This is a genomic window from Gordonia hankookensis, from assembly GCF_014673215.1.
Lineage (GTDB): Bacteria > Actinomycetota > Actinomycetes > Mycobacteriales > Mycobacteriaceae > Gordonia > Gordonia hankookensis.
In genome coordinates this window covers 342468-360583 of sequence record NZ_JACWMS010000002.1, presented here as the reverse complement: position 1 = coordinate 360583, position 18116 = coordinate 342468, and the positions used below count along the sequence as shown (strand labels likewise).

Genomic DNA, 18116 nt, shown 5'->3' with positions numbered 1-18116 from the left:
CCTTCGGCGGACCGGGTCTTGGTCAGTCGGTCAGCGCCGCGATGGCGGCCTGCAACTTCTCCGACGCGGCCGCGGCGACGTCGCGCAGGCCCGGGGCGTCGGTGACCTCGACCATGATGTCCGGGTTCATCGCCTCGACGATCACGGTGCCTGCGTTGTCGGTGTCGTCGCGCACCACGACGTTGCACGGCAGGAGCAGTCCGATCTGCCGGTCGACGGCGAGGGCGCCGTGCGCCAGGGACGGGTTGCAGGCGCCGAGGATGAGGTACCGCTCCATGTCGGCGTCGAGCTTCTGCTTGAGGGTGGCGGTCACGTCGATCTCGGTGAGAACGCCGAATCCTTGATTGCCCAATGCATCCCGTGTTCGGGAGACCGCATCGTCGAAGGTGGTCGTTAGCGTTGTCGAGTATCCGAGTTGCATGATCTTTCCTTTCGGTGGCGGCTCTCAGGCGAGTGCGAGGAACAGCTTCTCGAGCTGCTCCTCGGTCATCGGTTCGCTGCCTTCGGCCTCGTCGCCCGTGAGGCACTCCCGCAGTCCGGTCGCCACGATCTTGAAACCGGCGCGATCGAGTGCCCGGGATACGGCAGCGAGTTGGGTGACCACGTCCTTGCAGTCGCGGCCCTGTTCGATCATCGAGATCACGCCGGCCAACTGGCCGTGTGCGCGACGTAATCGGTTGAGTACCACCGTGATCGATTCTTCGTCGCCGACCATGTGTCTGTCCTGTCAGTCGCCGGGTGAGGAACCCGGGAGGTGTACCTGTGCTGCCACTATACCCCTGGGGGTATATTGGCAGCAAGGATGGACCCGTCCGCAAGCCAACGACCGTGCGGTGGTGAGGGTCAGCGTGCTGCGACGTCTCGCATCTCGTCGAGACAGTCGCGGATCAGATCGGCCAGCGAGCGGCCATTGGCGGGATCGATCCAACGGCCGAAGGCCACCTTGAATGCGGCGACGCCCATCTCGGCCGCGAGTCGGGATGCGGTCTCGGGGACGTCGCGGGATGCCAGAGAGTCGCGGATGGCGTCGACGAGCGAGGCCATCTTGAGCAGCTCGCGCTCCTGCAGTTCCGGATTCGCGTCGATCACGGACTGTCGCTTCCTGGCGAAAGGCAGTCTGTCGGAGAAGAATTCGGTAGCGGCGTGCATCAGTGCACGTTCGGCGGCCTCCAGTGGCCGCTCATCGGGGGGTGAGGTGGAAAGGTGCTCGGTGATGGCGAGTTGGAGTGACTCGCCGCCGTCGAAGAGTACTTCACGCTTCTCGCCGAACTGCCGGTAGAAGGTTCGTTCGGTGACGCCGGCCCGCGATGCGATGTCGGAGACCGACGTCTGGTCGAAGCCCTTCTCCACGAACAGGGCCAACGCCGCCTGCTGCAGGCGCTCGCGCGAGCCCGTCGGCCATCGTCCCATGCTGCCGAGGATACGTGATGACAGGAACTGACATCAGGAGTACAGTCGGTGATGTCAGAACATGACATCACGAACATCGCCGAACGTGGGTCACCAGCTCACGGATCACGGGCCAAGGAGGTCTCATGCGGGTATTCATCACCGGTGCGTCCGGACACGTCGCGTCTGCCGTCATCCCGGAGCTGTTGCAGGCCGGGCACGAGGTCGTCGGCCTCGCGCGCTCGGATGCCGCTGCCGCGGCAGTGGCGGATCTGGGCGCCGGGGTCCGTCGCGGCGACCTCGACGACCTCGAGGGTCTGGCCGATGCCGCGCGCGACGCCGACGGGGTCATCCACCTGGCGTTCAAACACGACGCGATGGCGGCCGGGGATCTGGCGTCGGCCGCAGCCGCGGACCTGGCGGCTCTGGACGCACTGGGGACGGCGCTGACCGGAACGGGCAAGCCGCTGGTCGGGACATCGGGAACCGCGATGATCCCGATGATGGGCGTCACCGGCCGGCCGGGAACGGAGTCGGATGCGTTCGACGGCGGCTACCGCATCGACGCGGAGAACGTGCTCGTCGGACTGGCCGAGCACGGTGTCAGGTCGTCGGTTCTCCGGTTGCCGCCGTCGGTGCACAGCGACCTCGACCACCACGGGTTCGTGCCCGCGCTGATCGGATTCGCCCGCGAGAACGGGTTTTCCGGATATCAGGGCACCGGCGACAACCGCTGGCCTGCCGTCCACACCCGCGATGCCGCCCGTCTGTATCGACTCGCGCTGGAGAGTGCCCCGGCAGGGACGCGATTGCACGCCGTCGGCGATGAGGGCGTCCCGTTCCGGGAGATCGCCGAAGCCATCGGTCGAGGTGTCGGGATTCCCACGCGCACAGTGAAACCCGAGGATGCCCCGGAAGTGTTCCGGTTCCTGTCGGCATTCGTCTCGGTGGACAATCCGACATCGGCGGAGATCACCCGCGAGCTGATGGGCTGGAAGCCCGAACTGCCCGGACTGATCGAGGACCTCGACGCGGGCCACTACTTCTCCTAGCCCGGACATCTCGTAGCCCGGACAACTCGTAGCCCGGACAACGCCTCACGCGATCTGGGACGCGCCCTCAGATCACGATGTCCGCCAGAACCCCGCATGGACCTCACGTGCGGCGGGGATGTCGAAGGGTCCGCGCACCGCGGTCGGGTGAGCGCCGCGTGCGAATACCTCCCGGCAGGGCAGGTCGAGCGACGGGTTCTTGGGATCGTCGCCGGTCATCGATCGCAGTTCGGCCTCACTCAACGCGAACACGACGGTGGGGATCGAGGCCCAGTAGATGGCACCGGCACACATCGCACATGGTTCGGTACTGGTGTACAGGGTCATCGACCGTCGCTCGGCGGAGGTGAATCGGCGGCCGGCGGCACGCACCAGATTCGTCTCGGCGTGGGCCGTCGGATCGTCGTCGGTGCCGACGCTGTTCTGGGCGGTCAGGATCACGTCGCCGGAGGCGTCGGCGAGCAACGCCCCGAAAGGGTGGTCACCGCGGGCGCGCGCGGCAGCGGCGAGATCGATCGCATGGCGCAGGAGCGCGTCGTCGTCCATCCGGCCATCGTCTCAGGAATCGGTGCGCGCGGCGCACGTTCATGTCGCAGGCAGCGTGACAACTGGTCCGACGTTGGGCGAATTCGTTGACCGCGTTACGGCTTTTGTCAAAGCAACCCGTGGCAGGTAACGCCTTTGGCAGCATGATTCCATGACGTCGGCGGCAACCCCGAAGGGACTGCGACGGCGGTCCCGACTGATCGAGGCCGCCGGCGCGTTGCTGCTCGAAGGTGGATTCGATGCGGTCCGTCATCGGGCCGTCGCCGACCGGGCGAAGTTGCCGCTCGCATCGACGACCTACTACTTCGGTTCGCTGGAGGATCTGATGGCGGAGGCGGCCGCTTACGTGTGCCGCAACGACGAAGAGTGCATCGCCACGCGCCGCGATGCCCTACCCCGACGACGACGTGGCGGGCAGGCAACCGCCGATGCGCTCGCCGAGGTGTTCATCGGACCCGATACGACCATCCAGACCCTCGCCGCGCGCTACGAGACGATCGCCCTTGCGGCGCGCTATCCGCGGTTGCGCGAGGTGGTGATCGACCGCCGGGTCCTGCTGGCCGAGATGCATTCGGACGTTCTGCAGAAATCGTTCCGATTGGCCGAGCCGATGCACGTCCGGCAACTCATCGCCGTGGAGGACGGCGCCGTCGTCGGTGCACTCGGCCAGCGTCAGGTCAGCCCGTATGCCGCCGCACGCGAAGCACTGCACGAGGTCATCGACGTCCTCGCGCCGCGGGAATGACGATCGAGGCGACCAGTGGAGGGGGAGAGGTGTCGAAGCAGCACACAGTGAGGCGACGCAGGAGGACCGCGCTGTCCGGGGCTCTCGCAATGGGTCTCGCGACAATCGGATTGTCGATCGTGCCACCGGGTTCGGCCGGGGCCGTACCGGTCGGCAAGATCGACGCGGGCGTGCCGTTCTCGTCGGTGGTGTACGGAACCGGATGTCTCTACAACCTGACCGTCGATGTCAACGCGTCGGGACCGGTCACCTTCTGGGAGCGCAGGCAGGGGTATCCGGAGCGGTTCATCGGCGCTGCGCGGGCCGACGGGGCCATCGCAACGATCCGATGGGTGCCCCGACGGATCGGCGATCGGTTGCTGTATGCGAAACAGGGTGGGGTCCGCGGGCCGGTCGCGGTGATGCGTGTGCACCAGGGATACGGCTCCGGATGGGCGTGTTTCGCGCTCTGACCTGAGGTGTTCACCGGGCGGGCGCGACCGTGCCGGCCGCGAGTTCGATCCCGTCGGCGAGATTCGAGAGCCGTTCGTCGAGCGTATCGCCTGCGGGATAAAGCCTCACGGTGGTGACCCCGGTCGCGGCCCAGTCGCGTAACCGCCGGGCGACCATCGGGCGTGTCCCGATCAGGGTTGTCGCCAGGACCATCTCGTCGGAGACGAGTTCCACCGCACCCTCGCGATCACCACCCTGCCAACGACTTTGGATCTCACCGGTCACTTCGGACCATCCCTGCCGTGCGTAGGCGGCGTTGTAGAAGTTGGTGTCGGCGCTGCCCATACCGCCGATGCTGAACGCCAGTTCCTTCTTCCGGCCGTTGACGTGCTGAGCGAGGCGGTCGGCATCGTCGAAGATGGCGATCTCGGCACCCTGACACACATCGATGGCGTCTGTGGTCCGTCCGGCCGCACGTAGTCCCGCCTCGAGATGATCGAAGTACGCGGCCGACCCTTCCGGAACGAAGCTCGTGCCGAGCCAGCCGTCGGCGATCTCTCCGGTGAGCTCGAGCATCTTCGGCGACATCGATGCCAGGTAGATGGGTATGTCATCGCGGCCAGGGATCGACAATCGCATCGGTTTGGAGTCCGTCGTGCGCGGTATGCGCACGGTCTCGCCGGCATACGAGATCCTGGCACCGGAGAACGCCTCCCGGATGACGTCGACCGTCTCCCGCATCCGGGTCAGCGGGCGCCGGAACTCGACTCCGTGCAGGCCCTCCATGACCTGTGGTCCTGATGCGCCGAGGCCGAGAAGGAAGCGGCCCTCCGACAGTCCGGCGAGCGTCAGTGCCGCCTGTGCGATCGCCACCGGAGTGCGCGTGCCGATCTGAATGATCCCGGAGCCCAGGAGGATTCGGTCGGTGCGGGCGGCCAGGTAGCCGAGGTAGGACGGTGCGTCCGAACCCCACGCCTCGGCAACCCAGCAGATGTCGAGTCCCAGGCGCTCGGCTTCCAGGACGAATGTGGTGGTCTCCGTCGCGTCCCGGGAGACCTCGACGGTCGTCGCCGTCCTCATGACCGCGCTTCAGGTGTCGTCGTCGCGCCGCCGGCCTGCCGGTCGGCACCCTGCGCGAGAAGTTCGGCGCGGTCCTTGATCTGGTCAAGGGTCGCGGTCATGTTCGCCTCGAACTCGCGCATCCGCACGAAGACGATCTTCTGCTCCTTGTCCGGCATGGCGTCGATGGCGGCGGATAGCCCTGATCTACCGGGCCCCATCCGCACCCACTGGGTCAGCACCGTCTCGTCGCCGTCGGCTTGGAGCGTGAACCGCCAGGTGGCGGATGGGGAGTCCACATCCTCGACGGCCCAGGCGAATGCCTCGAGGGGAGTCCATTCGACGACGTGTGAGGTCGTCGACCATTCGCCCATCGCGGGATGCCGGCTCGCGCCGATGAACGTCGCCCCGACCCCCCGCTCGGCAGTCGGGTCGGTCCAGCGGACCGACTGCAACTCCGAACTCATCTCGGCCATGGCCTCCACATCGCTGACGACCTGCCACACGACGACGGGCGGCGCCGCCACCCTGATGTGCACCTGCGCGGTCGGCCCGTCGGCGTATCGGGCTCCTGTCCACTCCATTGCCGATCCAATCTCTCGCGATCACGTCAACCCACCCAGATGGTTGCATGATGAGACCGTGGAGTTCAAGGCCCTGTAAATCGTGGCCCGGGGGTCAGTCGCGGGACATCCGGTCGAATCGGGCCTTCACGTCCGGCCGATCCCGCAGCCGTACCGGGTAACCGGGGCCGAAGGACATCCGGGACTCCTCGATCGGCATCGCATCGCCGCAGTGTTCGCAGACCACCCGTGCGCGGGTCTCGTGTCCGCAGGCGGTGTGACGCAAGGTCACCGGCGGACCGGCATCGTCGACCAGCCAGCGGTCACCCCACGCGGACATGGCCAACAGGACGTCCCAGAAGTCGGCCCCCTTGTCGGTCAGGACGTACTCGTGGCGAATCGGTTCGCTCGCATAGGGGTTCCGCTCCAACATGCCCTCGTCGACCAGCCGTCGGAGACGGTCCGTCAGGGTGTTGCGGGCGATGCCGAGTTCGCGTTGGAACTCGTCGAACCGTCGGGTTCCGTAGAACGCCTCTCGGAGAACCAGTGCGGTCCAGGGATCGCCCACGAGGTCGGCGGTCCGAGCCATCGAGCAGGGCCAGTGCGAGAAAGACACGCGACGCATCTCGTCATTCTACGTCTCATCACGAGACTGAGCCGATCAAACGCCATTCGGGTGACCGCGGTCGCAGGGGTCGAGGCCCTCGCGACTACACTGTGCACGTGTCGAAGCCTGCCATCTCCAACGTTCTGGCCAGTCGTTATGCCTCCGCGGACCTCGCGGAACTCTGGTCGTCGCGTCACAAGATCGCCCTCGAGCGCCAGCTGTGGATCGCCGTCCTCAAGGCCCAGCGCGACCTGGGCATCGACGTCCCCGACGGTGCGATCGCCGACTACGAGAAGGTCGTCGGCCAGATCGACCTCGCATCCATCGCCGAACGGGAGCGGGTCACCCGCCACGACGTGAAGGCGCGGATCGAGGAGTTCAATGCCCTGGCCGGGCATGAGCAGATCCACAAGGGGATGACCAGCCGAGACCTCACCGAGAACGTCGAGCAGCTGCAGATCCTCCGCTCGCTCGAGCATGTACACGCGCACGGCGTCGCGGTGCTCGCGCGCATCGCCGAGCGGGCCGCGCAGTACTCGACGGTGGTGATGGCAGGCCGCAGTCACAACGTGGCCGCCCAGGCCACCACGCTCGGCAAGCGGTTCGCGAGCGCCGCCGACGAACTGATGATCGCTCTCACCCGGCTACGTGAGCTCATCGATCGCTACCCGCTGCGTGGCATCAAGGGGCCGATGGGGACCTCGCAGGACATGCTCGACCTCCTCGGCGGTGACGCCACCAAGCTCGCCGACCTCGAGGCGCGCGTCGCCGATCATCTCGGTTTTGCGCGTTCCCTGACGTCCGTGGGTCAGATCTATCCGCGGTCGCTCGACCACGACGTGGTGTCGGCGCTGGTCCAGGTCGCCGCCGGTCCGTCGTCGCTGGCCCACACCATCCGCCTGATGGCCGGCCACGAACTGGTCACCGAGGGGTTCCAGCCGGGGCAGGTCGGCAGCTCGGCCATGCCGCACAAGATGAACACGCGCAGCTGTGAGCGGGTCAACGGACTCCAGGTGATCCTTCGTGGCTACGGTTCGATGGCCGCGGAGCTCGCCGGGGCGCAGTGGAACGAGGGTGACGTCTTCTGTTCGGTCGTGCGTCGCGTCGCGTTGCCGGATGCTTTCTTCGCCATCGACGGGCTCATGGAGACCTTCCTGACCGTGCTCGCCGAGTTCGGCGCCTATCCGGCCGTGATCGCCAACGAGCTCGACCGCTACCTGCCGTTCCTGGCGACCACCAAGGTGCTGATGGCGTCGGTGCGGGCCGGTGTCGGTCGCGAGACCGCACACGAGGCGATCAAGGAGAACGCGGTTGCGGTCGCCCTCGCCATGCGTGAGCAGGGGCGGGAGCCGGATCTGCTCGATCGGTTGGCGGGTGACGACCGCATTCCGCTCGATCGTGCCGAGCTCGACGCGCTCCTCGCCGACAAGACGGTGTTCGTCGGCGCAGCTGAGCAGCAGGTGGCCGACGTCGTCGCCGCCGCGGAGAAGATCATCGCCGACTACCCGGACGCCGCCGGTTACGCGCCTGCACCGATCCTCTGACCCGTCTGGAAGAAGGTCACGAAGGATCCGCCGAGCGATCCGCGTGCCCGAGATCCCAGTCGGGTAACGCGGTGTCGCGGACGAGGCGTTTGAGCGTCACCACGTCGGGAAACCCGCCGTCGCGTTTGCGTTCCCAGACCTGCTGCCCATCGACGTCGACGTGGAACACACCCCCGGTGCCCGGGACCAGTGTCACCGAGCCCAACTCGCTGCCGAACGTGTTGAGCAACTCGCTCGCCATCCACGACGCCCGCAGCAGCCAGTTGCATTGTGTGCAGTAGGTGATGGAGATCAACGGACCGGACATGCGATGCAGGATGTCATACCTCTAGGGTCGAAGCCATGCGTCCTGAACTGCAGTCGTACACGCACCTGGCGTCGGGGAAGGTCCGCGAGATCTACGAGATCGACGCGAACACCCTTCTCCTGGTCGCCTCGGACCGGATCTCGGCGTACGACCACATCCTCAGTCCGGCGATACCGGACAAGGGCCGCATCCTGACCGCGATGAGCTTCTACTGGTTCGATGTGCTCGGGGTGCCGAACCATCTGGCAGGCGGGCCGACCGACGAGCGGATCCCGGCCGAGTGCGTCGGCCGCTCGATGGTGGTCCGCAAGTTGCCGATGGTGCAGGTCGAGTGTGTGGCGCGCGGATACCTCACCGGATCGGGCCTGCTCGACTACCGTGCGACGGGCGCCGTGTGCGGGGTGGAACTGCCGACAGGACTCGATGAGGCGAGCGCGTTACCCGAGCCGATCTTCACCCCGGCCACCAAAGCTGCGCAGGGCGACCACGACGAGAACATCAGTTTCGAGAGGGTGGTGGAGCAAGAGGGCGCCGAACGCGCGGAGCGATTGCGTGCGGTGACTCTCGACATCTACGGGCGCGGCGCGCGGATCGCTGCCGAGCGCGGAATCATCCTGGCCGACACCAAGTTCGAATTCGGTCTCGGCGACGACGGCGAGCTCGTGCTGGCCGACGAGGTACTGACCCCGGATTCGTCACGGTACTGGGAGGCGGCGACGTATCGGCCCGGCGAGGTGCAGCCGAGTTTCGACAAGCAGATCGTGCGGAACTGGCTGACGGGACCGGACTCCGGCTGGGATCGGGTGGCCGATCAGCCACCCCCGTCGTTGCCGGACTCGGTGGTGCATCGAACCCGAGAACGCTATATCGAGGCCTACGAGTGGATTTCGCAGAGATCCTTCGCCGACTGGCCGGATCACGAGTAGGAGATGATGGTGAAGTCCGACGTCGCCGCCCCGGTGGCCAAGAAAGTGCCGAGCGAACGTGTCCACCATGGTGACACCTTCGTCGACGAGTACGAATGGTTGCGGGACAAGGAAGATCCTGAGGTCGTGGCCTATCTCGAGGCGCAGAACGCGTTCACCGAGACACACACGGCGCAGCTCGACGGACTGCGCAAGCAGATCTTCGGCGAGATCAAGAGTCGCACACAGGAAACCGACATGTCGGTGCCCAGCCGCCGTGGCCGGTACTGGTATTACGCACGGACCGAAGAGGGCAAGCAGTACGCGATCCGGTGTCGTTGCCCGATCTCCGCCGACGACGACTGGACTCCGCCGGAGGTCGTCGCGGATGCGACGCTCCCGGGTGAACAGGTCCTTCTCGACGCCAACGTCGAGGCCGAGGGCCACGACTTCTTCAGCCTGGGTGCACTCTCGGTCAGCGACGACGGTGACTGGCTTGCCTACAGTACCGACACCGTCGGTGACGAGCGGTATCTGTTGCGGTTCAAGAACCTTCGCACCGGCGAACTCCTCGACGACCAGATCGCCGACACCGCGGGCGGTGCGGTGTGGTCGTCGGATGCCCAGCACGTCTTCTACCAGACCGTCGACGACGCATGGCGCCCGGACACGGTGTGGCGTCACGACATGGGTGCGGGTACCGACGACGTGCGGGTGTTCCACGAGCCCGACGAGCGGTACTGGGTCGGCATGGGCTCCACCCGAAGCGACAAGTACCTGATGATCGGCGTGGGGTCCAAGATCACCTCCGAGGTGTACGTGCTCGCCGCCGACGACCCGACCGGAGAGTTCCGCAGCATCGCGCCGCGGGTCGAAGGTGTCGAATACAGCGTCGAGCACGCCGTGATCTCCGGCGACGACTACTACGTGGTCGTGCACAACGACATCCGTGACGGGGTGAAGGCGGAGAACTTCGCCATCGACATCGCACCGGTCGACGATCCGTCGGCCCGGCGTGAGTTCATCGCACACGACCCGCAGCGTCGGATCGAGGATCTCGACGCCTTCCGTGATTACCTCGTGCTGTCCTACCGCCATGCGGCACTTCCGAAGCTCGCCATTGCCGATCTGCGTGCCATCGACGGAATCCCTGCTCCCGCAGACTTTCACGAGATCGAGTTCGAGCAGGAATTGTCGTCGGCGGGACTTGGGGGCAATCCGGAGTGGGTGACGCCGAAACTGCGCATCGGATACGCCAGTTTCATCGAGCCGACCGAGTTGCTCGATCTCGACGTCGCCACCGGCGAACGCACCCTGCTCAAGCGGCAGCCGGTTCTCGGCGGATACGACCCGGCCGATTACGTGCAGTCACGTGAGTGGGCGACGGCGGCCGACGGTACGAGGATCCCGTTGTCGATCGTGCGGCGCAAGGGTGTCGACGACAACCGTCCCGCACCCCTGCTGCTGTACGGCTACGGGTCGTACGAGACGAGCATCGATCCCGGGTTCTCGGTGTCGAGGCTGTCGATGCTCGACCGCGGGGTGGTGTTCGTTCTCGCCCACATCCGCGGTGGCGGCGAGATGGGTCGATACTGGTACGACAACGGGAAGACCCTCACCAAGAAGAACACCTTCACCGACTTCGTCGATGCGGCCGGGTACCTGGTCGAATCCGGCTGGACCACGCCGAAACAGATGGTGGCCGAAGGTGGTTCGGCCGGTGGCCTGCTGATGGGCGCGGTCGCGAACCTGGCCCCGGAGCTCTTCAACGGCATCCTCGCCTCGGTGCCGTTCGTCGACGCCCTGACGTCGATTCTCGATCCGTCGTTGCCGCTCACGGTGATCGAATGGGACGAGTGGGGAGACCCCCTGCACGACCCGGACGTCTACGCCTACATGAAGACATACTCGCCGTATGAGAACGTCGGGGCCAAGCCCTATCCGCCGATCCTGGCCCTCACCTCGCTCAACGACACCCGCGTGCTGTTCACCGAGGCCGCGAAATGGGTGGCACGTCTACAGGAAATGAGCACCTCGGACAATCTGGTGCTGCTCAAGACGGAGATGTCGGCAGGCCATGGCGGCGTCAGTGGCCGCTACAAGCAGTGGGAAGAGGTCGCCTTCGAGCTGGCGTGGATTCTCCAGCAGACCGGGGCCTACGTACCCGACTGACGAACCGGTGATCGCCGGCCGGGCACAGATTCTGTACCCGGCCGGCGATCTCGAGGTGTCACCACCCCGGCCGGAACTGTCAGTGCATGACGATCGGCGCGCGGTCCATGTCCTCTTCGGTCAGCGAGGATGCGATCTTCTTGCGGGGGAGGAAGAACGCGGGGATCAGCGTGAGTGCGATCAGGATCGCGCCGACGACGAAGGTCGAACCGAAGGCGTTCGCCGCAGCCTCGAAGAACGAGGTCGGAACGGGTGCGCCCTGCATGCCGGCGGGGAGCTTGTCCGGTGCCGTGTTGGACACGATGGCGAGCATTCCCTCCGGCGCGTTCTTGAGATTCGTCGCCAGGATCACCGCGATGACGGCCGAACCGATCGACGAGGCGGTCTGCTGGACCACGTTCACCAGCGTGGAGCCGTCAGGCACCTGCGAGTTGGTCAGGGTCGCCAGGGCGGCGGTCATGATCGGCATCATGGTCATGCCCATGCCCAGGCCCTGGACGAACAGCGCGCCGCACAGGATGAGGTACGACGTCTCCGCACCGACGAACACGAAGGTGCCCATGCCCAGGAACATCAGGACGATGCCGGACAGCACGAACTTTCCGGGACCGATCTTGTCGGTCATCCGGCCGGCGATCGGCATGGTCAGCATCGCGCCGATACCCTGCGGCGCCAGTAGCAGACCGGCAGACAACGTCGTTTCACCGCGGACGCCGATGAAGTACTGCGGGAACAGGAGCGACGCACCGAAGAAGGCGATCATGAACAGCGTCATCGAGATCACCGCGACGGTGAGGGTGCGGTTGCGGAACAGCCGCAGGTCCAGGAGTGGCTTGTCACTACGCAGTGCGTGCCAGATGAACCCGGCGATCAAGACGGCACCGATGATGGCCGGCACCAGGACCTTGGCCGAGATGAACGTACCCGCCTCGCTACTCGACGAGATGCCGTACAGGAACAACGCCAGACCTGGGGAGAGCAACAGGAGCCCGACGAAGTCGATGGACGGCCGGGAGGTCTCCTCGTCGTTGCGCAGTGCGAACCACGAGTAGATGATCGCGACGATGCCGATCGGCACGTTGATCAGGAACACCCAGTGCCACGAGGCCTTCTCGATGAGCAGGCCGCCCAGGATGGGACCTGCGATGGGACCGAGGAGCATCGGGATGCCGAGCACGGCCATCACCGAACCGACGCGCTCCGGCCCGGCCGCCTTGGTCAGGATCATCATGCCGATGGGCATCAGCAGGCCACCGCCGAGACCCTGGATGACGCGGAACGCGACCAGCGATCCGATGTTCCAGGCCAGGGCGCACAGTGCCGAACCGATGACGAACAGCACCAGAGACGTGAGATAGACCTTCTTGGTGCCGAAACGTGCTGCGGCCCAGCTGGACAGCGGGATGACCGCGGCGAGCGCCAGCGTGTAGCCGGTCATCGTCCAGGCCGCACCGGCGGCGTCGGTGCCGAACTCCTGCTGGAAGGTGTTCTGTGCCACCGACACAACGGTGACGTCGAGGATCGACATGATCGCGCCCAGCACGACCACGCCGGCGACGATCAGGATGTGCCGGTCGAGCTTGGTGTCCGGCGGGCCCGCGTGTGCGTGCGCCGGCGTTGACGAGGAGGTCATGAATTGGCTTTCTGTGAACTGTCCGATGGAGGGGCAGGATCGGAGGCCGGGGACGGGTCGCCGATACCGGAGAAATAGTCGACCTCGTTGTCGACGATGGGGTTCAGGGCGCCGCACAGGCCCCGTCGCAGCGGCTCGGGAAGTCGGCCGATGAAACCGCGGATCAGGTCCTGTTTGATGCTCAGCTGGGAGTCGACGATCTGCCGGCCCTCAGTGGTCAGTGACACCCGTTTGACCCGACGGTCGGCCGCGTCCTCGCGGCGATCGACGAGCCCGGTACCGACGAGTTTGTCGACCGTCCGGCCCGCGGCGGCCAGCGACAGGTTGACCTGATCGGCGATCTCGTGGACCGACATGCACTCGACTCCGTCACCGTGCGCTCCGAGTGCGAACAGAACGCGCAGTTGGGAGAACGTCAGCTCGGTGGCGGCGAGGGTGTCCATGGTGTGCGCCTTGCCCATGCAGGCGAGCCGGTCGAGGAAGCCGGTGAGCATGTCGCAGGCGGCGTCGACTGAACCCGCGGGAGCGGGGGACGAGTCGCGGATCTGCGTCGGGGTTTCGGCCACGGATACAAAACTAACGCCTACGCAACTATTTCGGAAACGCAAGTAACGGTGAGATCCGGCATAACGGATGCCGCGCAGTGACGGGGGTCATACCGGGGGTGATATCCGCCTCCGATCTCCAGGCTGCGATAGCGTCGAAGGGGTGAGCAACGTCAAGGACATCCCCGTCAAGGCGCTCGATGGCAGCGCGCTCGATCTCTCCGCCCTCCCCGGACCGATGCTGGTCGTCAATGTGGCGAGCAAATGCGGCCTGACCCCGCAGTACACCGGCCTCGAGGAGATCGCGAAGACCTATGGTGACCGCGGTCTGACCGTCGTCGGCATGCCGTGCAATCAGTTCATGGGTCAGGAGCCCGGCACCGCCGAAGAGATCGCCACCTTCTGCTCGACCAGTTACGGCGTCACCTTTCCTCTCCTGGAGAAGGCCGACGTCAAGGGCGAGGACCAGCACCCGCTCTATGCCGAGCTGACCAAGGCGACCGACGCGGACGGTGAGGCGGGCGACGTGCAGTGGAACTTCGAGAAGTTCCTCGTCGGCGCCGACGGCACGGTGATCAATCGCTTCCGTCCCCGCACCGAGCCGGACGACCCGGCGGTGATCTCGGCCATCGAAGCGGCTCTCTGACCCAACGGCGGCAGGTCGACTCGTCGATCGGCCCGATTCCCCGATCGGCGGGGAGTCGGGCCGATCGATGTGAGTGTGTGTCCGGTCGTGCAGCACGGCGCAGCGATGCAGACGCCGTGTGGCCCGCGACCACCCGGTAAGGTGTTCGCTGAACAGCGCACCAGCGAGAACGGAGCAAGTGCCCATGGCGCGAGTGGTGGTCGACGTGATGCCGAAGGCCGAGATCCTCGACCCGCAAGGGCAGGCGATCGTGGGAGCCCTGGGTCGGCTGGGATTCTCCGGGATCGCCGACGTCCGGCAGGGCAAGCGGTTCGAACTCGAGGTCGACGACTCGGTCGACGACCTGGCGCTCGAACGTATCGCCGAGGAGTTGCTCACCAACACGGTGATCGAGAACTTCAACGTCTCGCGCGTCGCGGACTGAGGGCCGATTCATGAGTGCTCGTATCGGGGTCATCACCTTCCCTGGCACGCTCGACGACATCGACGCGGTGCGCGCGGCGCGACTGGCCGGTGCCGAGCCGGTGGAACTGTGGCACGGCGACGCCGACCTCAAGAATGTCGATGCGGTGATCGTGCCGGGGGGCTTCTCCTACGGCGATTACCTGCGTGCAGGCGCCATCGCCAGGTTCGCGCCGGTGATGGGGTCGGTTCTGGAGGCGGCGACCAAGGGGATGCCGGTCCTCGGGATCTGCAACGGTTTCCAGGTGTTGTGTGAGGCGGGGCTGCTTCCGGGCGCGCTGACCCGTAACGAGGGCCTGCACTTCGTCTGCCGTGACGAATGGCTGAAGGTCGAATCGAACACGACGACGTGGACGAGCCGGTTCGAGCGAGGCGCGGAGATCCTCATCCCGCTCAAGTCCGGCGAGGGCCGCTACGTCGCACCGCAGGCCACACTCGAGGAGCTCGAGGGTGAGGGTCGCATCGTGTTCACCTATTCCGGAGGCAATCCGAACGGCTCGGCACTCGACATCGCCGGGATCTCCAGCGCCGACGGCCGCATCGTCGGACTGATGCCGCACCCGGAGCACGCCACCGAGGCGCTGACCGGACCCAGCGACGACGGTCTGGGACTCTTCTATTCGGTGATCGATTCCGTGCTCGCCGCCGCCTGATGACCTCCCTGATCATGGCGGCCATCGGCGTCGCCATGCTCGGGTTGTGCATTGTCGCTGTGCGTCTGCGGGCGCGGGTCGGCGGGCTCGCGGTGGTCGTCGCGGCCATCCTGGTCGGTCTCGCATATGACAATGTCGCGGTGGCCATCGGTCGTCTGATCGGTTACGGCGACGTGTTGCTCGCGATCAACTTGCCGCGCTTCTGGATTCACGCGATCGTCACCCCGCTTCTGATCGTCGTCGCCGGGGTCCTGGTCGGTCGTCTGGGTGTGACGCAGATACGCGACCGGAACATCGCGCTCGCGGGCTGGGCGCTGGTCGCGATGCTCATCGCGATCGGTGTGGTCGAGGACATCGTCCGGGCCAGACTGGTCCCCGAAGATGCGGGTGACGCGCTGCGATACGTGAACGCGCAGGCGCAAGGACCACCGCTGCCGGCCATCATCACCATCCTCGCGCTGATCGTCCTCGGTGTGATGGCATGGCGCCGTGTGGGTTTCCCCTGGCTTTTCATCGGCGCGATCGTCATGCTGATCGCGGCAGCGGCCGGCAGCGCGGTCCTGTGGATAGGAAACCTCGGCGAACTCGTACTGCTCGCGGCCGTCGTCGCGACCATGGCCGCCGTCGGCGGGGTCAGGCTGCCGCTGACATCAGCAACCGTAGGAGGTGCCCGTTGATCACGACCACTGCCACTGCCGAGGGGCTCGGCGAGTTCATCGATGCCTCACCGTCGCCATTCCACGTGTGTGCCACCGTCGCAGCCGAATTGGAGGCGGCGGGTTACGTCCGGCTGTACGAGCACGAGGAATGGACGACCGCCCCGAGTCGGAACTACGTCATCAGGGGCGGCTCCCTGGTCGCGTGGGATACCGGCGACGGCAATGCCTTTCGGATCGTCGGCGGACACACCGACAGCCCCAACCTGCGGGTCAAGCAGCGTCCGGACCGGGCGTCGGCCGGCGTGGGCATGGTGGCACTCGAGCCGTATGGCGGGGCCTGGCTGAATTCGTGGCTGGACCGCGATCTCGGGCTGTCCGGCCGGTTGGCCCATCGGGTCGGGGCCGGCGTCGAGCATGTGCTGGTCCACGTGACCGAACCGGTCATCCGAGTGCCCCAGTTGGCAATTCACTTGTCCGAGGATCGGAAAGGGGTCACCCTCGATCCGCAGCGGCACCTTGACGGGCTGTGGTCGGCGAGCGTGGAGGAGTCCGACGTCCTGGAGTGGGTGGCCTCCTACGCAGGCATCGAGCCGTCGTCGTTGCTGGGTTGGGAGCTGATGACCCACGACGTCACGCCGTCGCGACTCATCGGTGCACGCGACGATCTGCTCAGCGCCCCGCGCCTGGACAATCAGGGGACGTGCTACGCCGGGATGCGCGCGCTGCTCGATTCGGAGCCCTCGAACGAGACCCGGATGGTGGCACTGTTCGATCACGAGGAGGTGGGCAGCGGGTCCGAACGGGGCGCCGCCTCCGACTTCCTGGCGACCATCTGCGAGCGGATAGTGTTGGCCCGCAATGGTTCTCGTGCCGAATACCTGCAGGCGATGGCGGCAAGTGTCTGTGTGTCAGGCGACATGGCGCACGCGACCCATCCCAACTACCCGGACCGGCACGAGCCGTCGCACCGGATCGGCATCAACGGCGGTCCGGTTCTGAAGGTCAACCAGAACCTGCGGTATGCCTCGGATGCGGTGGGTGAGGCAGTGTTCGCGATCGCGTGCGACTCGGCGGGCGTGCCGATGCAGCGCTACACCCATCGCGCCGACTTGCCGTGCGGGTCCACGATCGGCCCCATCACGGCTGCACGCACGGGTCTGACCACCATCGACGTCGGGGCGCCGCAGTTGGCGATGCACAGCGCGCGCGAGCTCATGGGTGCCGACGATGTACCGATGTATTCAGCTGCGCTGCAGGCATTCCTGAGCGGGTCGTGAGCGTCAGTAGCTCCGAGCGTAGCCCAGCACATCGTCGACGTAGGTCATCGAGTTGTTGTACCGGAGGATGGCGGACACCTGTTCGGAGGTGCTGCGGAGGTTCTTGTGACCGTCGCAGAGATACCGCCCGGTGGTGAGCGCGGCGTCGTAGATGTTCTGCGGGTCGCTCTTGCCGTCGCCGTTGCCGTCGGCCCCGTAGTGCTCCCAGGTCGACGGTAGGAACTGCATCGGGCCGACCGCACGGTCGTAGGTGGAGTCGCCGTCGAGGCGCCCACCGTCGGTGTCGGCGATGACCTCGTTGGCTGCCAGACTGCCGTCCAGCGTCGGACCGTAGATGGGGGTGCGCAGTTCGCCGGTGGTCGGGTCCACGTCGCCGTTGTTCGCGTGATGGGACTCGACCCTGCCGATGCCTGCGATGACCGGCCACGGGATCCCGCAGCTCGGATTGGTCTTCGCCAAGATGTCGGCAGCCCTCTGATAGGCGTCGTAGTTCGGCGCGGGGACCTGGCCGTCGGCGACGACGGCCGGTGGGCGAGGCGGTGGTGGCGGCGGGAGTGGAGCCGGCAGGCGGAAGGTGGCTGCGGCACGTCGGACCGTGGCCTGTGCGTCTCCGGTGAGCGGCTGCGCGGAGACCTCCGTCGACGAGGCCGTCGCCTTCGGGGTGGTGGAGTGCCCGACGCCGGTGGCGCTCGCGGCGATGACGCCGATGGGGACGATGGCGGCCGCCAGGAGGGGGGCGCGCACCTTCCAGACCTCCCGACGCGCATGACTGGTCGGCACTCTCGGCGTCTTCGGTGTCCTGGGGCCGGTGAGTGTGATCGGTTCGCTCGGCCAGAGCGGGGCGGTCTGCTCGAAGGCATTCCACTCGTCCTGCTCGAAGGGATTCCACTCGTCGGGTGGCCCGACAGGCTCCCACTCGA

At 66.3% G+C, this 18116-nt stretch carries 22 protein-coding genes; 11 read left to right on the top strand and 11 right to left on the bottom strand.

The genetic code is table 11. The features are described 5' to 3' along the window. Positions 1 to 22: 22 nt before the first annotated feature. From IDF66_RS08960 to IDF66_RS08950, 3 genes are all read right to left on the bottom strand, one after another. Complete coding sequence (locus tag IDF66_RS08960; protein ID WP_190266585.1) at positions 23 to 421, bottom strand: DUF302 domain-containing protein; 399 nt, start codon at positions 419 to 421, stop codon at positions 23 to 25. Positions 422 to 445: 24 nt separating this feature from the next. Further along, complete coding sequence (locus tag IDF66_RS08955; RefSeq protein WP_164307603.1) at positions 446 to 715, bottom strand: metal-sensitive transcriptional regulator; 270 nt, start codon at positions 713 to 715, stop codon at positions 446 to 448. A gap of 128 nt (positions 716 to 843) precedes the next feature. Then, complete coding sequence (locus IDF66_RS08950) at positions 844 to 1410, bottom strand: TetR family transcriptional regulator (protein WP_190266584.1); 567 nt, start codon at positions 1408 to 1410, stop codon at positions 844 to 846. Between the two features lie 125 nt (positions 1411 to 1535). Between IDF66_RS08950 and IDF66_RS08945 the strand changes: the two genes are divergently transcribed. Further along, positions 1536 to 2441: an SDR family oxidoreductase gene (locus IDF66_RS08945; RefSeq protein WP_190266583.1), complete on the top strand. Its 906-nt coding sequence runs from the start codon at positions 1536 to 1538 to the stop codon at positions 2439 to 2441. A gap of 72 nt (positions 2442 to 2513) precedes the next feature. Here IDF66_RS08945 and IDF66_RS08940 read toward each other — a convergent pair whose 3' ends face one another. Next, positions 2514 to 2987, bottom strand: a complete 474-nt coding sequence (locus tag IDF66_RS08940) for a nucleoside deaminase (protein WP_190266582.1) — start codon at positions 2985 to 2987, stop codon at positions 2514 to 2516. Between the two features lie 151 nt (positions 2988 to 3138). Here IDF66_RS08940 and IDF66_RS08935 point away from each other — a divergent pair, with 151 nt between their 5' ends. Beyond that, on the top strand, positions 3139 to 3732 hold the full coding sequence (locus IDF66_RS08935) for a TetR/AcrR family transcriptional regulator (RefSeq protein WP_164307599.1): 594 nt from the start codon (positions 3139 to 3141) through the stop codon (positions 3730 to 3732). 89 nt (positions 3733 to 3821) lie between these two features. Next, complete coding sequence (locus tag IDF66_RS08930) at positions 3822 to 4184, top strand: hypothetical protein (RefSeq protein ID WP_190266581.1); 363 nt, start codon at positions 3822 to 3824, stop codon at positions 4182 to 4184. A gap of 10 nt (positions 4185 to 4194) precedes the next feature. On the opposite strand, the gene IDF66_RS08925 is transcribed toward IDF66_RS08930, so the two are convergent. From IDF66_RS08925 to IDF66_RS08915, 3 genes are all read right to left on the bottom strand, one after another. Beyond that, positions 4195 to 5244, bottom strand: a complete 1050-nt coding sequence (locus tag IDF66_RS08925) for an LLM class flavin-dependent oxidoreductase (protein WP_190266580.1) — start codon at positions 5242 to 5244, stop codon at positions 4195 to 4197. Further along, positions 5241 to 5807, bottom strand: coding sequence for an SRPBCC family protein (locus IDF66_RS08920; protein WP_164307596.1), 567 nt, complete (start codon positions 5805 to 5807; stop codon positions 5241 to 5243). Before IDF66_RS08920 ends, IDF66_RS08925 begins: the two co-directional genes overlap by 4 nt. Positions 5808 to 5901: 94 nt before the next feature. After that, positions 5902 to 6411, bottom strand: coding sequence for a winged helix-turn-helix transcriptional regulator (locus IDF66_RS08915; protein WP_190266579.1), 510 nt, complete (start codon positions 6409 to 6411; stop codon positions 5902 to 5904). Positions 6412 to 6509: 98 nt separating this feature from the next. Here IDF66_RS08915 and purB point away from each other — a divergent pair, with 98 nt between their 5' ends. Then, positions 6510 to 7937 carry an adenylosuccinate lyase gene (purB, locus tag IDF66_RS08910; protein WP_190266578.1) on the top strand — a complete coding sequence of 476 codons (1428 nt, stop codon included), beginning with the start codon at positions 6510 to 6512 and terminating at the stop codon, positions 7935 to 7937. Between the two features lie 16 nt (positions 7938 to 7953). On the opposite strand, the gene IDF66_RS08905 is transcribed toward purB, so the two are convergent. After that, on the bottom strand, positions 7954 to 8244 hold the full coding sequence (locus IDF66_RS08905; protein ID WP_190266577.1) for a SelT/SelW/SelH family protein: 291 nt from the start codon (positions 8242 to 8244) through the stop codon (positions 7954 to 7956). Between the two features lie 35 nt (positions 8245 to 8279). Here IDF66_RS08905 and IDF66_RS08900 point away from each other — a divergent pair, with 35 nt between their 5' ends. Continuing rightward, positions 8280 to 9170 carry a phosphoribosylaminoimidazolesuccinocarboxamide synthase gene (locus tag IDF66_RS08900; RefSeq protein ID WP_190266576.1) on the top strand — a complete coding sequence of 297 codons (891 nt, stop codon included), beginning with the start codon at positions 8280 to 8282 and terminating at the stop codon, positions 9168 to 9170. A 3-nt stretch (positions 9171 to 9173) separates the two neighbouring features. Next, a complete protein-coding gene (locus IDF66_RS08895) occupies positions 9174 to 11321 on the top strand; it encodes a S9 family peptidase (protein WP_190266575.1) in 2148 nt (715 codons plus the stop codon). A 79-nt stretch (positions 11322 to 11400) separates the two neighbouring features. On the opposite strand, the gene IDF66_RS08890 is transcribed toward IDF66_RS08895, so the two are convergent. Next, the gene (locus IDF66_RS08890; protein ID WP_164307590.1) at positions 11401 to 12954 is read right to left on the bottom strand and encodes a DHA2 family efflux MFS transporter permease subunit; all 1554 of its coding nucleotides are present in this window, start codon (positions 12952 to 12954) and stop codon (positions 11401 to 11403) included. Further along, positions 12951 to 13520, bottom strand: coding sequence for a MarR family winged helix-turn-helix transcriptional regulator (locus IDF66_RS08885; RefSeq protein ID WP_387998996.1), 570 nt, complete (start codon positions 13518 to 13520; stop codon positions 12951 to 12953). Before IDF66_RS08885 ends, IDF66_RS08890 begins: the two co-directional genes overlap by 4 nt. Before the next feature lie 142 nt (positions 13521 to 13662). Between IDF66_RS08885 and IDF66_RS08880 the strand changes: the two genes are divergently transcribed. The 5 genes from IDF66_RS08880 (at position 13663) to IDF66_RS08860 (ending at position 17196) form a co-directional block, all read left to right on the top strand. Beyond that, the gene (locus tag IDF66_RS08880; RefSeq protein WP_190266574.1) at positions 13663 to 14145 is read left to right on the top strand and encodes a glutathione peroxidase; all 483 of its coding nucleotides are present in this window, start codon (positions 13663 to 13665) and stop codon (positions 14143 to 14145) included. 184 nt (positions 14146 to 14329) lie between these two features. Further along, the gene (gene purS / locus IDF66_RS08875) at positions 14330 to 14569 is read left to right on the top strand and encodes a phosphoribosylformylglycinamidine synthase subunit PurS (RefSeq protein WP_164307588.1); all 240 of its coding nucleotides are present in this window, start codon (positions 14330 to 14332) and stop codon (positions 14567 to 14569) included. A 10-nt stretch (positions 14570 to 14579) separates the two neighbouring features. After that, positions 14580 to 15260, top strand: coding sequence for a phosphoribosylformylglycinamidine synthase subunit PurQ (purQ, locus tag IDF66_RS08870; protein ID WP_190266573.1), 681 nt, complete (start codon positions 14580 to 14582; stop codon positions 15258 to 15260). Next, on the top strand, positions 15260 to 15937 hold the full coding sequence (locus IDF66_RS08865) for a hypothetical protein (RefSeq protein WP_190266572.1): 678 nt from the start codon (positions 15260 to 15262) through the stop codon (positions 15935 to 15937). Before purQ ends, IDF66_RS08865 begins: the two co-directional genes overlap by 1 nt. Next, positions 15934 to 17196, top strand: a complete 1263-nt coding sequence (locus tag IDF66_RS08860; RefSeq protein ID WP_223309395.1) for a M18 family aminopeptidase — start codon at positions 15934 to 15936, stop codon at positions 17194 to 17196. The genes IDF66_RS08865 and IDF66_RS08860 overlap by 4 nt, the downstream gene beginning before the upstream one ends. Before the next feature lie 3 nt (positions 17197 to 17199). Here the strand turns inward: IDF66_RS08860 and IDF66_RS08855 are convergent, their stop codons facing one another. Next, complete coding sequence (locus tag IDF66_RS08855) at positions 17200 to 17976, bottom strand: lytic transglycosylase domain-containing protein (RefSeq protein ID WP_190267403.1); 777 nt, start codon at positions 17974 to 17976, stop codon at positions 17200 to 17202. Positions 17977 to 18116 lie beyond the last annotated feature (140 nt).

Excerpts from the sequence above, each read along its gene's own strand:
- IDF66_RS08960 (WP_190266585.1), bottom strand. The coding sequence starts at position 421 with ATGCAACTCGGATACTCGACAACGCTAACGACCACCTTCGACGATGCG.
- IDF66_RS08955 (WP_164307603.1), bottom strand. The coding sequence starts at position 715 with ATGGTCGGCGACGAAGAATCGATCACGGTGGTACTCAACCGATTACGT.
- IDF66_RS08950 (WP_190266584.1), bottom strand. The coding sequence starts at position 1,410 with ATGGGACGATGGCCGACGGGCTCGCGCGAGCGCCTGCAGCAGGCGGCG.
- IDF66_RS08945 (WP_190266583.1), top strand. The coding sequence starts at position 1,536 with ATGCGGGTATTCATCACCGGTGCGTCCGGACACGTCGCGTCTGCCGTC.
- IDF66_RS08940 (WP_190266582.1), bottom strand. The coding sequence starts at position 2,987 with ATGGACGACGACGCGCTCCTGCGCCATGCGATCGATCTCGCCGCTGCC.
- IDF66_RS08935 (WP_164307599.1), top strand. The coding sequence starts at position 3,139 with ATGACGTCGGCGGCAACCCCGAAGGGACTGCGACGGCGGTCCCGACTG.
- IDF66_RS08930 (WP_190266581.1), top strand. The coding sequence starts at position 3,822 with ATGGGTCTCGCGACAATCGGATTGTCGATCGTGCCACCGGGTTCGGCC.
- IDF66_RS08925 (WP_190266580.1), bottom strand. The coding sequence starts at position 5,244 with ATGAGGACGGCGACGACCGTCGAGGTCTCCCGGGACGCGACGGAGACC.
- IDF66_RS08920 (WP_164307596.1), bottom strand. The coding sequence starts at position 5,807 with ATGGAGTGGACAGGAGCCCGATACGCCGACGGGCCGACCGCGCAGGTG.
- IDF66_RS08915 (WP_190266579.1), bottom strand. The coding sequence starts at position 6,411 with ATGCGTCGCGTGTCTTTCTCGCACTGGCCCTGCTCGATGGCTCGGACC.
- IDF66_RS08905 (WP_190266577.1), bottom strand. The coding sequence starts at position 8,244 with ATGTCCGGTCCGTTGATCTCCATCACCTACTGCACACAATGCAACTGG.
- IDF66_RS08900 (WP_190266576.1), top strand. The coding sequence starts at position 8,280 with ATGCGTCCTGAACTGCAGTCGTACACGCACCTGGCGTCGGGGAAGGTC.
- IDF66_RS08895 (WP_190266575.1), top strand. The coding sequence starts at position 9,174 with ATGATGGTGAAGTCCGACGTCGCCGCCCCGGTGGCCAAGAAAGTGCCG.
- IDF66_RS08890 (WP_164307590.1), bottom strand. The coding sequence starts at position 12,954 with ATGACCTCCTCGTCAACGCCGGCGCACGCACACGCGGGCCCGCCGGAC.
- purS (WP_164307588.1), top strand. The coding sequence starts at position 14,330 with ATGGCGCGAGTGGTGGTCGACGTGATGCCGAAGGCCGAGATCCTCGAC.
- purQ (WP_190266573.1), top strand. The coding sequence starts at position 14,580 with ATGAGTGCTCGTATCGGGGTCATCACCTTCCCTGGCACGCTCGACGAC.
- IDF66_RS08865 (WP_190266572.1), top strand. The coding sequence starts at position 15,260 with ATGACCTCCCTGATCATGGCGGCCATCGGCGTCGCCATGCTCGGGTTG.